Below are 12086 nucleotides of genomic sequence, written 5' to 3'. Positions count from 1 at the left end.
GACCGGAGCCTGGACCACCCAGCGGGCGGATCCCGGAATCCAATGCAGCGGTGCGCCAGCCAGGCCGGAACGAGATCAAACCAGGTCAGTTACCTCCGGGCTGGAGCTCAACCTCAATGGGTGCGAAGTCCGATCCCTTGGTATCCACGCCTTCCTCTTCCAGCTCAGCCAGAGCCTTCTCCACGTACTCGTTGGTCCAGGCCGATGCCGGCGGCTCCTCGCTGATGATCGTCGCCCCGGTCTCGTTCTTGGTGCCCAGCGCAATATCAACCGTCTGTTCCCACGCGGCCTCATCAATCAGGCCAACACCGTTCGTTGACGGCCAGATCAGCTTGGACGTTTCGTTGGTCATCCAGAGCTGGTGGCTCTTGCCCAGCGTGGACCCGGCCCCGGTGACGATCTCCGCCGCCTCCTCGGGGTTGTCCTTCGCATACGCCCAGCCCTTGATGGCTGCCTTGATGAACGCGACAGTGGTTTCCTGGTACTCCTCGTCGTCTTCGAGCCGCTGGGTGTCAGCCCAGATGGCATCCTGGAGCATCGCGGTGCCCTCTTCGTTCCAGTCGATGACGGAAAGGTCTTCCGGCTGGTAGAGCTCGCCCGTGTCAGGATTCTCCGTCTCCAGCACCTGTGCGTACTCGTTGTACGTCATGGCCTGGGCGGCATCGATGTCCCCGGCCAGGAAACCGTTCATGTCGAAGGCCTGCTGAATCAGTTCAATGTCATCGATTTCAACGCCGGCCTGCTGCATTCCGGCAAACAGTTCCCATTCATTGCCGTAGCCCCAGGAACCTACCTTCTTCCCGGCCAAATCCTCCGGCCCGTCAATGCCGGAGTCCGCCATGGCGACCTGCAGGGTGGCGCTGCGTTCGAAGATCTGCGCCACGTTGGTGATGGCAGCGCCCTGTTCGATCGAGCCGAGGACCTTGGGCACCCAGGAGATCGCGTAGTCGGCGTCGCCGGAGGCCAGGACGTCCTGCGGCACAATGTCCGCACCGCCTTCCAGGATTTCGACGTCGAGTCCCTCCTCCTCGAAGAAGCCCTGGTCCAGTGCCGCGTAGTAACCGGCGAACTGGGCCTGGGCAAACCACTGCAGCTGCAGTTTGACCGGGGTGAGCTCGTCGGCGGCGGCGGAGCCGTCCCCGGAGTCCCCGCCGCAGCCGGCCAGCGCCAGGGCAGTGACGGCCAGGCCCGAGGCCAAGATTGTGAGCGGTTTCCTTCGTGTGTTCATGTTGCTTCCCCTCATACGGACTTTTAGTGCGGACGGAGTGGTGCGGGTGGAACATCTAGGGAGCGGCGCCGAACTCAGGAGCCGCCGGAGTGCCGGGAAAAGTACTTCTCCAGTGCGGCGGTGACCGCGTAGAACAGCAGTCCCAGCAGGACGGCGCCCAGCACGTAGGCCCAGGCCAGGGTGTAATTGCTGCTCGACGCCGCTGAGGTCACCGATTTGCCCAGCCCTCCGACCGGCCCGCCGAAGTATTCGGCAATCAGGGCCGACACAACGGCCAGCGACGACGCGATCCGCAGACCGGTGAACATGTACGGCACGGCACTGGGCAACATGACACTGCGGGTGATCTGCCACTTCCCGGCGGCGTAGGAACGCATCAGATCACGGTGCACGGGCGCCACCTGACGGAAACCGCGCAGCGAGTTGACGTAGACGGGAATGAAGACGGCGATGCCGGCGATGATCTGCCGGGTAGCCTGCTGGTCCGCACCGAACATCGTGTAGAGGACCGGCGCCAGCGCCACGATTGGTATCACGGACAGCGCCACCACCAGCGGGGCCGCCAGCCGGTCCAGCGCCGGCAACGCCGCGGACGCCACGGCAGCCGCAACTCCCAGTAGCGCTCCTGCCACCAGTCCGGCCGCGGCGTTCATTCCGGTTACGGCAGCGGCGACCACCACGTTCGACAGATTTTCAAAGAAAGACTCGGCTATGGCCAGCGGCCCCGGAACAATAAAGGGTTCAATCTGCAGGATCCAGACCGCTCCCTGCCAGAGCAGGAGCGCCGCGGCCCCCAGCAGCAGCGGGGCACCGAGATGGTGTCCCAGCCCGGACAGCCGGCCGGGGTCGATGCCCGCCGCTCCCCTCGCTTCCGGCGGCGCCCCCGCTGCCGGAACGGCCGGAGGATCCTGGACAACCCCGCTCATCGCGTCTCCGCTCCCCGGACCGCCGCAGGCTCTGCGCCGTGCAGGGCCTCGCGCACTGAACGGATCGCCTCGTAGAAGGAGGCCTCCTCCCGCAACCCCGCCCCGCGGCCACCGGCTGTGCCCAGGGTGATGTCCACGATCTCCCGGATTTCTCCTGGCCTCGGAGACATCACCACCACGCGGTCGGAAAGGAAAACTGCTTCCGGAATCGAGTGCGTGACGAAAACGACGGCGCAGCCGGTCTCGGCGCAGATACGAATCAGCTCGTTTTGCATCCGCTCCCGGGTCATCTCATCCAGCGCCCCGAACGGTTCGTCCATCAGCAGCAGCTTCGGGGACTCTGCGAGAGACCTGGCGATTGCCACGCGCTGCTGCATACCGCCGGAGAGCTGGTCCGGGTAGTGCCCGCCAAAGTCGGAGAGCCCCACCATGTCCAGCAGCTCATCGGTTCGCGCCCGCCGGGCTGCAGGAGCTGCGCCGTGGGTCTGCAGCGGCAGCTCGATGTTCCCGCGGACGGTCCGCCAGGGCAGCAGCCCGGCCTGCTGGAACGCTATGCCGTAGTCCTGGTCCAACCGTGCCTGCCGTGCGCTCTTCCCAAACACGCTGATGGTGCCGGAGCTGGGCGAATCGAGGTCAGCAACCAGACGCATCAGGGTGCTTTTGCCGCAGCCCGAAGGCCCGATCAGGGAGACAAACTCACCTTCGGCGACGCTCAGGCTGACATCCCGAAGGGCCTGGACGGGACTGCGCCCGGAACCGAAGATGCGGCCGACGCCGGCCACGTGCACCGCGGGGACCGGCACCGCTCCCCCGCCCCCCGGCGTCGTAATTCCTGAATCCGTTCTGCCGTTCATGCTGCCTGCTCTCCTCTGCGGTAACGGCGCAGCAGTGCACCGATCAAAGCAACGAATCCCACCGCGGCCAGGCCCAGCACCACGGCGCCGAAGATCGGTGCCCAGGGCTTGCCCGGATCACCTCCCGCGGCGGCGGCGAATTCGACGATCATGCGGCCAATACCGCCGCGGAGCCCGATTGACACTTCCGCCACCACCGCCCCGATCACCGCGTTCGCCGCAGCGAGCCGGAGCGCCGGAAGCAGGTAGGGCACACTCGCCGGAAGCCGAAGGCGAACGAAGGTCTGCCACCAGCCCAGGGCGTAGGTATGCATCAGGTCCACGTGGGCCTTCTCCGGAGCACTGAAACCGCGCAGGGCGCCGATAGCCACAGGGAAGAACGCCAGATAGGCGGCAATCACGGCCACGGACATCCAGTTCTCCCAAGTGAACGGACCGAATTCAAGCTGCGATCCCCAGCGCCGCACCAGCGGTGCAATCGCAATCAGCGGCACGGTCTGGCTGAGGATGATCCAGGGCAGCATCGCTGAATTGGCGCTGCGGAACCGCTGCATCAGGATGGCCAGTCCCAGCCCCACCGCTACGCCCAGGAGCCAGCCGGCGCCGGCAATACCCAAGGTGAAGCCGGCAGCCTGCAGCACTGACACCCACATGGGATCAGCACCCGAGGCCGATGATTCCGGTGCGAACAGACGCTGAATCATGGTCCAGACATGCGGCATGGCCAGGTCCGTGGTCCGCGGCAGCAGCGGCACGCCGCCGACGCTAACCCCGGACGCAGGGCCTGTAGCCTTGTACGCCTCCCAGAGAAGGACCGGCAGCAGCACCCCGCCGATCCCCCACGCGACCGCGGAAGGGCGCCGCCGCCGTCGTACGTCCGTTTTCATGCCTTCGCAGCCACGTGATCCCGCAGCGCAGGAATCACCGTCTCCCCGTAGACACGGAGGGTTTCCTCCTTGTTGTCATGCTGGAGGTAACCGGCGAACTGGGTCACCCCCAGGGCCTTGAGCTTTTCGAGCTTCTCCATGTGCTCTTCGGCGGTGCCCAGGATGCAGAACCGGTCCACGATTTCATCCGGCACAAAGTCGGCATGGGTGTTCCCCGCCCGCCCGTGCTCGTTGTAGTCGTAGCCCTGGCGTCCGGCAATGTAATCGGTCAGCGCCTGCGGAACGGAGGAATCCGACCCGTACTTGGACACGATGTCCGCCACGTGGTTGCCCACCATGCCGCCGAACCAGCGGCACTGGTTGCGCATGTGCTCCCGGTCCGTACCGATGTACATGGGTGCTGCCACGCAGAAGGAAATGCTGTCCGGGTCCCGGCCGGCGTCGGCGGCTGCCTGCCGGACGGTGCGGATCATCCATTCGGCGATGTCCACGTCCGCCAGCTGCAGGATAAAACCGTCCCCCACCTCACCGGCTAGTTTCAGCGCCAGCGGACCATAGGCGGCCACCCAGACCTCCAGTTCGGAGCCTTTGCTCCAGGGGAACTGCAGGGTGGCACCGTTGTATGCAACCGGGCGGGAATTGGCCAGCTCGCGTATCACGTGGATCGATTCCCGCAGGGTCTTCAGCGTGGTGGGAGCCCCATTGGTCACCCGCACCGCCGAATCCCCGCGGCCGATCCCGCAGACCGTCCGGTTGCCGTACATCTGGTTCAGCGTGGCGTAAGTGGACGCCGTCACGGTCCAGTCCCGGGTAGCCGGGTTGGTGACCATTGGCCCCACCTTGATGGACCGGGTCTCCGCCAGGATCTGGCTGTAGATCACGTAGGGCTCCTGCCAGAGCAGGTGCGAATCGAAGGTCCACACGTAGTCGAACCCGTGTTCCTCGGCTAACTTGGCCAGTGCCACCGTCCGCTGGGCGGGAGGATCACACTGCAGAACAGCTCCAAATTCCATGTTTCCCCCTAGACCAGGTACTGGCTGGTTGCGCGGCGGACATACTGCCCGTGGCCCTTGCTGCCCATGTACTCGTTGTTGTTGACGACCACCCGGCCGCGGGACATCACCGTGTCCACATGCCCTTCAATCTCGTAGCCCTCCCAGGCCGAGTAGTCCATGTTCATGTGGTGGGTCTTCTCCACACCGATGGAGGTGTGGCCGTTCGGGTCGTAAATAACGACGTCGGCATCAGCTCCCGGGGCGATCACACCCTTGGTGCCGTACATGCCGAACATCCGTGCCGGCGTCGTACTGGTGATTTCCACCCAGCGTTCGAGGCTGATCTTTCCGTCCACGACGCCCTGGTACATCAGGTCCATGCGGTGTTCCACCGACCCGATGCCGTTGGGAATCTTGGAGAAGTCCCCCACCCCCATATCCTTTTGCCCCTTCATGCAGAACGGGCAGTGGTCCGTGGCGACCATCTGGATGTCATTGGTGCGCAGCGACTGCCACATGTGGTCCTGGTGGTGTTCGTGTTTGGACCGCAGCGGCGTGGAGCAGACCCATTTGGCGCCCTCGAATCCCTCGGCACCAAGCTGGTCCTCAAGGGAGAGATAGAGGTACTGCGGACATGTTTCACCGAACACGTTCTGCCCGTTGTCCCGCGCGGCGGCCAGCTGCTCCACCGCCTGCTTGGCAGAGACATGGACCACGTAGAGCGGGGCTCCGGTGAGGTTGGCGAGCATGATGGCCCGGTGGGTGGCTTCCTCCTCCATCTGCCAGGCGCGTGCGACGCCGTGATAGTAGGGGTCGGTTTTGCCCTGGGCGAGCAGCTCGGTGACCATGGCATCGATCGCCGGACCGTTCTCCGCGTGCATCATGGTCATCAGCCCGGTCTCAGCACCGACGCGCATGGCCTTGTAGATCTGCGCGTCGTCGCTGTAGAAGACCCCGGGGTAGGCCATAAAGAGCTTGTAGCTGGATACGCCTTCGTCCGGCAGGGTTTCCATCGCCTTCAGCGAGTCATCATTGACGTCGCCGATGATCTGGTGAAAGCCGTAGTCAATGGCGCACTGTCCGGCGGCCTTCTCATGCCAGGCGGCGAGGCCATCCATCACGCGTTCGCCGTAGCGCTGGATGGCGAAGTCCACAATGGTGGTGGTTCCGCCCCAGGCTGCTGCCCGGGTTCCGGTCTCGAAGGTGTCGGAGGCTTCGGTGCCGCCGAAGGGCATCTGCATGTGGGTGTGTGCGTCGATTCCGCCTGGGATTACGTACTTGCCCGTGGCATCCAGGACGGTATCCACGGACCCGGCCAGGTCGTGTCCCAGGAGTGTGGATCCGGGTGCCAGGACGGCGGCGATTTTCTCTCCGTCCACCAGGACATCCGCAGCGCTGCGGCCGGTGGCGGTGACGACGGTGCCACCGGAGATAAGTGTTGTTGCCATTAAGCGTTTCCTTACCTTCCTCTTTGCTGTCCGGGGCTACGGTGCGGTGATGGGGTCATAGGCGTCCGGCCGGCGGTCCCGGTAGAACTGCCAGTTGTTCCTTGCAGTGCGGACCAGATCCATATCCAGGTCACGGATCATCAGCTCCTCACCGTCCCGTGCCCCCACCTCCCCCACGTAGTTGCCCTGCGGATCGGCGATGTAGGACGTGCCGTAGAAGTCCACAGCCTCCTCGCCGAACTCGCTGGTTTCCTCACCCACCCGGTTGGGGACCACTACGAAGTAGCCGTTGGCCGCTGCCGCGGTGGGCTGCTCCAGTTCCCACAGCCGGTTTGAAAGACCGGGCTTGGAAGCGTTGGGGTTAAAGACCAGCTGGGCACCGTTCAGGCCCAGGACCCGCCATCCTTCGGGGAAATGCCGGTCATAGCAGATAGTGACGCCGACTTTTCCGACTGCCGTGTCGAAAACGGGCCAGCCAAGGTTTCCCGGACGGAAATAGAACTTCTCCCAGAACTTCTCCACATGCGGAATATGGTTCTTCCGGTATTTACCCAGGTACGTTCCGTCAGCGTCGATTACCGCCGCCGTGTTGTAGTAGACGCCGGGCTGTTCTTCCTCATAGACGGGAAGAATGATCACCATGTTGTGCTCGGCGGCCAGTTTGGAGAACCGCTCCGTCAGCGGCCCCGGCACAGCCTGGGCGTACTCGTAGTACTTGCTGTCCTGGACAATTCCGAAATACGGCCCGTGGAAGAGTTCCTGGAAGCAAATAACCTGCGCACCTTCTGCTGCTGCCCGACGGACAAACTCCTCATGCTTGGCAACCATGGACTCTTCGTCCCCGGTCCAGGTGGTCTGCGTCAGTGCGGTTCGAACGATCGTCAAAACATCCTCCACAATCCGGCGGCTGGGCCGCCCGTTTCGCAAAAAGGCCGCTTGGGCTTTTCATCATCATTTGGGCTAAACATTTCTCCTGCGTTTCGGAGGCATTAAAGCTGCGGTGCAGCCCCGTTCTCCGTGCCCGCCATCCTTGGCTACCCGGACGAGTTCTGCAAGAGTGTAGAAATCGCCGCCGGTACGCTTTCATCCCGGCAGGCGGCAGCAGATCTCCGGCCGGATTGGCCGAAGGTCAGCAGGCCTTGATTTGGGCCCCGCCGCACCCTCTTTCCGCGGGTGAAGTTTTCCCGCGGAACCGCCACCCAGATCACTCCTGCGAGGTTCCTTGACTCCCCTATCCCCTCACTCGTTCCGCGTCGCCGCGGCAGCAGCAGTGTGCGCTGCCGTGCTGCTCTCCGGCTGCGCCGGTTCGGCCGGAGGTTCCGGTCAGGCGAACAGGCCGGAGACGGCAGTCTCCGCAGCAGGCAAAACCGATGCCTTCCCGGTGGTGCTCGATAACTGCGGAACCGAGCTCTCCCTTGAAGCTCCCCCGGACCGTGTAGTGACCATCAAGTCCACGTCCACTGAAATGCTGCTGGCCCTGGGCCTGGGCGAGAGAATTGTGGGCACGGCGTTCGCCGACGGCCCGGTGCCCGATGCCTGGGCGGGATCACCGGTTCCCCCGGTCCTGGCGGAGAAGGTTCCGTCCCGCGAGGCCGTCCTCGGCCTGGCTCCGGACCTGGTGTTCGCCGGCTGGGAATCGAATTTCTCCGCCGACGGCGCCGGGGAACGCAGCCAGCTGGAAAAGATGGGCGTGGCCAGCTACGTCTCACCCGCGGCCTGCCAGCAGGACGGCTACCGGCCGGATCCCCTGACCTTCGACGATGTCTTCGCCTCCATCCGGGAGGCCGGGCAGATTTTTGGGGCAGAGGACGCGGCGGACGAGCTGGTGGCCGCGCAAGAGGCGGACTTGGAAGAGATTCGCCCCTCGGACAAGGGTTACAGTGCCCTCTGGTACAGCTCGGGATCGGACACCCCGTATGTGGGGGCGGGCAGCGGTGCCCCGGCCCTGCTGATGGAGGCCGCCGGACTGGAGAACATTGCCGCCGATATCGATGCCGGGTGGAGCCCGTACTCCTGGGAGTCCGTTGCCGCTGCGGATCCGGACGTCATTGTGCTGGTTGATTCTGCCTGGGGCAGCATCGAGAAGAAGAAATCGGTGCTGGAATCCCATCCGGTGATCTCCCAGCTCAGCGCGGTCAAGGAAGGCCGCTATCTGGTGGTCCCTTTCGCCGCATCGGAAGCCGGAGTGCGGAACGTGGAGACAGTCCGCTCCCTGACCGGACAGCTGGCTGCCCTTGACTGAGACTCTCCCGCGGAAGGCGGCACCCACCACCGGGGTTCCCCATCACCGCCGCTCCCGCAACCACGGCCAGAGGTCCCCCCGACCATGGCTGGTGGCCGCCGCTCTCTGCATTGCACTGTGCGCCTCCAGCCTGTGGGCCCTGACCGTCGGGCCGGCGGGCCTGGGCATACGGGAGGCCTGGCTTGCGCTGACGGCACCGGGCAGCGGGTCCCTCAGCCCGCTGCAGGAAGCGATCGTGCGGGACCTGCGCCTGCCGCGGGTGCTGACTGCCGCGGCAGTCGGCGCCGGCCTCGCGCTGAGCGGCGCGGTCATCCAGGCACTGACCCGGAACCCGCTCGCCGACCCGTATCTGCTGGGGCTCAGCTCCGGTGCCAGCCTGGGTGCCGTCACGGTTCTCCTGCTGGGCGCCGCCGTCGTTCTTCCGGTGGCTGCCTTCGCCGGAGCGATGCTGGCGATGGCCGCAACCCTGACGCTGGCCGGGGCCTTGGGTTCCATCACTCCCACGCGGACCGTCCTGGCCGGTCTGGCTGTCTCGTCGCTGGCTGCAGCGGCGGCGTCGTTTGTGGTGTTCTGGACCGCGCAGGGCGATTCCTACCGCGAAGTGCTCGGCTGGCTGATGGGCTCCCTGGCCGGCGCCACCTGGGCCAGCACGGGGATCGCGCTGCCGGCCCTCGCCGTCGTCGGTATTCCGCTGATATTCTGTGGCCGGCTGCTGGATGCATTCTCCTTCGGAGACTCCGCCGCTTCGGCGCTTGGCGTGCCGGTGCCAGCCGTGCGCTGGACACTGCTGGGGGCGACCGCGCTGCTGACCGGTGCCATGGTTTCGGTGAGCGGTTCCATCGGTTTTGTGGGCCTGGTCCTGCCGCATGCCGTGAGGATGCTGGCCGGTGCCTCGAACCGTGCGCTCCTCCCGCTCTCCGCACTGGCCGGTGCGCTGTTCCTGGTGCTGGCAGACACTGCCGCCCGGACGGTCTTTGATCCGCGCGAGATACCTGTGGGGATTGTGACCGCCCTGATCGGCGCTCCTTTCTTTATCCTCCTGCTCCTCCGCCGCCGGAGCGGTGCATGAGCGCGAATATGTCCGGAGCCGTACTCTCCGCGGACCGGGTGCAGGTGGTCCGGGGCGGGCGGGTGCTTGTTGACGGGGTGGACTGCTCGCTGGAACCGGGAACGTTCACCGGGCTGCTGGGTCCCAACGGCGCCGGAAAGTCCACCCTGCTCCACCTGCTGGCCGGCGTTCTGGGACCCGACGATGGAACGGTGCGGCTTCGGGACCGGGCGCTTTCGGCAACGCGGGCGCGGGATCGGGCCCGCAGCATCGCCCTGGTGGAACAATCCCTGCCTGCAGACACGGGTCAGTCCGTGCGAGAAGTGACGGCCCTTGGCCGTACTCCGCACCGCAGCCTGCTGGCCGGGAACAGCCGGCGGGACCAGGAGATCGTTGAGCAGTCCCTGGCAGTGGCGGGCGTCCTTGGTCTGGCGGAGCGCACATACTCAACCCTGTCCGGTGGGGAGCAGCAGCGGGTGCAGTTGGCGCGTGCACTGGCGCAGGAACCAGCCGTACTGCTGCTGGATGAGCCCACCAACCATCTTGACGCATCCGCCCAGCTGGAGACCCTGGAGCTGCTGGAGGACCTGGCCGCTGGCGGTACCGCAGTGGCAGCGGCCCTGCATGACATCAATCATGCGGCGGCGTCGTGTACCCACCTGATCGCGCTTCTTGGCGGGAAGGTCGTGGCATCCGGTCCAGTGCAGTCCGTGCTGACACCGGAGCTGCTCCGTGCGGTCTACGGCGTGCAGGCTGTCATGCTGAAACACCCGCTGACGGGCCGCCCGCTGGTCGCTTTAGGCAGGTGAACCCGCTGGCTGGAAGCCCGGCCGGCGACCGGTGCCCGCGCTGTGCGTTACAGTTTCGATGTCCCGTCATTCGGCGGGTTATTGACGCCGGCCCGGTTTGCCGTCACAGCCAACCGCTGCCAGCATTCTTGACAGGAAAACTAAATGGGGGAAAGTACGTTCTTTAACGTGCGCCAAAAGGCGGCTGCGATTGCCGTCGCAGCTCTCGTAGGAAGCGGTGTCACTGCCGTTCCGGCCTTCGCGACAACTGACGGGCTGCCGGAATCATCTGCGGAGGTGCGTGGCTCAGAATCCAGCGGCGCCGTGACGGACCGGTTCATCATCACCTACCGTGACACGGCAGGCATCGGTTCCCTGGACCGGTCCGAAGCGTACGAGTCCGCGGCGGAGGAGCTGGGCGCCGACGCCACAGTTCTTTTCGAGACCGGTACCGGCGCTTCCGTGGTGACAGTAGACAAGGAACTGACTGAAGCGGAGTCCGAGGCCCTGATGGCTTCCATCGCTGAAAGTCCTGCGGTGGAAAACGTTGAGCCGGACATCCTGCTCGCGCCTGCATCCCTGCCGCCAAATGATGAGTATTACGACTTGCAGTGGAACCTCTTCGACCCCCTGGGCGGGGCGAACGTGCCATCCGTCTGGGACACCACCCGGGGCAAGGGGCAGGTGGTTGCTGTCATCGACACCGGCTCCACGGATCACTCGGACCTCAATGACAGAATGCTCCCGGGCTATGACCTCATCAGCAATGCTGACACCGCACGCGACGGTGATGGACGCGACGACAATCCGCAGGACGAAGGTGACTGGTCATGGGGTGTCAACTGCTCATACCGGACATCCAGCTGGCACGGGACCCACGTCGCAGGCACAGTGGCGGCCACGGCAAACAACGTTAATGGGATCAGCGGCGTAGCGCCCGAGGCCATGATCGTCCCGGTCCGTGTCCTCGGTGAGTGCGGCGGGTACCTCTCCGACATTGCTGACGCGATTATCTGGGCTGCCGGAGGCGAGCTGCCCGGCATTCCAGTCAACGCAAACCCCGCTCAGGTGCTGAACCTGAGTCTTGGCGGCGTGGCAACCTGCTCGCGGACTATGCAGGCAGCGGTTGACTACGCCAACAGCCGGAATGCGGTTGTGGTGGCGTCGGCCATGAACGATAGCCGCCCTGTGGCGGATGCGACTCCTGCAAACTGCGAGGGCGTCATCGCCGTTGGTGCAACCGGTCCCGACGGACGATGGGCCTATTACTCCAATTACGGTCCGGGCGTGGACATCATGGCCCCGGGTGGAAACATGCGGCTCGGCGAGCAGGCCGGTGTCCTCTCCACCCTGAACTTCGGACAGACGGACCCCGCTCTTGAGTCCTACGCGTTCTACCAGGGCACCTCCATGGCAGCACCTCACGTGGCAGGCGCTGCCGCGCTGATGCTTGCAGTGTCCCCCAATCTGTCTCCGGCTCAGGTGGAAGCACGCCTCAAAGAGACCGCACGGGAACTCCCTAACGGCTGTGACCCCTTCTGTGGTCCGAAGCTGCTCGATGTCACTGCTGCAGTGACTGAGCAGTTCACCGCCGCACCGGTGCCCACCATCAAGGGCACCACCACCGTCGGCTCCACCCTCACCGCCACACCCGGCACCTGGGCCCCGGC

Annotated in this window: 11 protein-coding genes; 4 read left to right on the top strand and 7 right to left on the bottom strand. The window is 65.1% G+C overall.

The window, feature by feature from the left end; translation table 11 throughout:
* Positions 1 to 85: 85 nt before the first annotated feature.
* From ACWGQ2_RS13025 to ACWGQ2_RS12995, 7 genes are all read right to left on the bottom strand, one after another.
* Positions 86 to 1228, bottom strand: coding sequence for an ABC transporter substrate-binding protein (locus ACWGQ2_RS13025; protein WP_452017907.1), 1143 nt, complete (start codon positions 1226 to 1228; stop codon positions 86 to 88).
* 74 nt (positions 1229 to 1302) lie between these two features.
* Entirely contained in the window at positions 1303 to 2154 is an 852-nt protein-coding gene (locus ACWGQ2_RS13020) for an ABC transporter permease (protein WP_452017905.1), read from the bottom strand.
* A complete protein-coding gene (locus tag ACWGQ2_RS13015) occupies positions 2151 to 3008 on the bottom strand; it encodes an ABC transporter ATP-binding protein (RefSeq protein WP_452017903.1) in 858 nt (285 codons plus the stop codon). Before ACWGQ2_RS13015 ends, ACWGQ2_RS13020 begins: the two co-directional genes overlap by 4 nt.
* Entirely contained in the window at positions 3005 to 3895 is an 891-nt protein-coding gene (locus ACWGQ2_RS13010) for an ABC transporter permease (protein WP_452017901.1), read from the bottom strand. Before ACWGQ2_RS13010 ends, ACWGQ2_RS13015 begins: the two co-directional genes overlap by 4 nt.
* Positions 3892 to 4908, bottom strand: coding sequence for a TIGR03842 family LLM class F420-dependent oxidoreductase (locus tag ACWGQ2_RS13005; protein ID WP_452017899.1), 1017 nt, complete (start codon positions 4906 to 4908; stop codon positions 3892 to 3894). The genes ACWGQ2_RS13010 and ACWGQ2_RS13005 overlap by 4 nt, the downstream gene beginning before the upstream one ends.
* Before the next feature lie 8 nt (positions 4909 to 4916).
* Entirely contained in the window at positions 4917 to 6338 is a 1422-nt protein-coding gene (hydA, locus tag ACWGQ2_RS13000; protein ID WP_452017897.1) for a dihydropyrimidinase, read from the bottom strand.
* Positions 6339 to 6374: 36 nt separating this feature from the next.
* Positions 6375 to 7223, bottom strand: a complete 849-nt coding sequence (locus ACWGQ2_RS12995) for a nitrilase-related carbon-nitrogen hydrolase (protein ID WP_452017895.1) — start codon at positions 7221 to 7223, stop codon at positions 6375 to 6377.
* Positions 7224 to 7560: 337 nt separating this feature from the next.
* Between ACWGQ2_RS12995 and ACWGQ2_RS12990 the strand changes: the two genes are divergently transcribed.
* The 4 genes from ACWGQ2_RS12990 to ACWGQ2_RS12975 all read left to right on the top strand — a co-directional run.
* Positions 7561 to 8580, top strand: a complete 1020-nt coding sequence (locus ACWGQ2_RS12990) for a putative F420-0 ABC transporter substrate-binding protein (RefSeq protein WP_452017893.1) — start codon at positions 7561 to 7563, stop codon at positions 8578 to 8580.
* On the top strand, positions 8573 to 9649 hold the full coding sequence (locus ACWGQ2_RS12985; protein ID WP_452017891.1) for a putative F420-0 ABC transporter permease subunit: 1077 nt from the start codon (positions 8573 to 8575) through the stop codon (positions 9647 to 9649). The genes ACWGQ2_RS12990 and ACWGQ2_RS12985 overlap by 8 nt, the downstream gene beginning before the upstream one ends.
* On the top strand, positions 9646 to 10437 hold the full coding sequence (locus ACWGQ2_RS12980; RefSeq protein WP_452017889.1) for an ABC transporter ATP-binding protein: 792 nt from the start codon (positions 9646 to 9648) through the stop codon (positions 10435 to 10437). Before ACWGQ2_RS12985 ends, ACWGQ2_RS12980 begins: the two co-directional genes overlap by 4 nt.
* Before the next feature lie 144 nt (positions 10438 to 10581).
* The coding region (locus tag ACWGQ2_RS12975; RefSeq protein ID WP_452017887.1) for a S8 family peptidase at positions 10582 to 12086 on the top strand (1505 nt) is incomplete at its 3' end.

It is taken from the genome of Arthrobacter sp. NPDC055585 (assembly GCF_053619115.1).
Note: the sequence above shows the minus strand (reverse complement) of the source record. Positions and strands in the feature narration are given on the sequence as shown.

Bases quoted from the DNA above. Each gene is read 5' to 3' on its own strand.
- ACWGQ2_RS13025 (WP_452017907.1), bottom strand. From the start codon at position 1,228: ATGAACACACGAAGGAAACCGCTCACAATCTTGGCCTCGGGCCTGGCC.
- ACWGQ2_RS13020 (WP_452017905.1), bottom strand. From the start codon at position 2,154: ATGAGCGGGGTTGTCCAGGATCCTCCGGCCGTTCCGGCAGCGGGGGCG.
- ACWGQ2_RS13015 (WP_452017903.1), bottom strand. From the start codon at position 3,008: ATGAACGGCAGAACGGATTCAGGAATTACGACGCCGGGGGGCGGGGGA.
- ACWGQ2_RS13010 (WP_452017901.1), bottom strand. From the start codon at position 3,895: ATGAAAACGGACGTACGACGGCGGCGGCGCCCTTCCGCGGTCGCGTGG.
- ACWGQ2_RS13005 (WP_452017899.1), bottom strand. From the start codon at position 4,908: ATGGAATTTGGAGCTGTTCTGCAGTGTGATCCTCCCGCCCAGCGGACG.
- hydA (WP_452017897.1), bottom strand. From the start codon at position 6,338: ATGGCAACAACACTTATCTCCGGTGGCACCGTCGTCACCGCCACCGGC.
- ACWGQ2_RS12980 (WP_452017889.1), top strand. From the start codon at position 9,646: ATGAGCGCGAATATGTCCGGAGCCGTACTCTCCGCGGACCGGGTGCAG.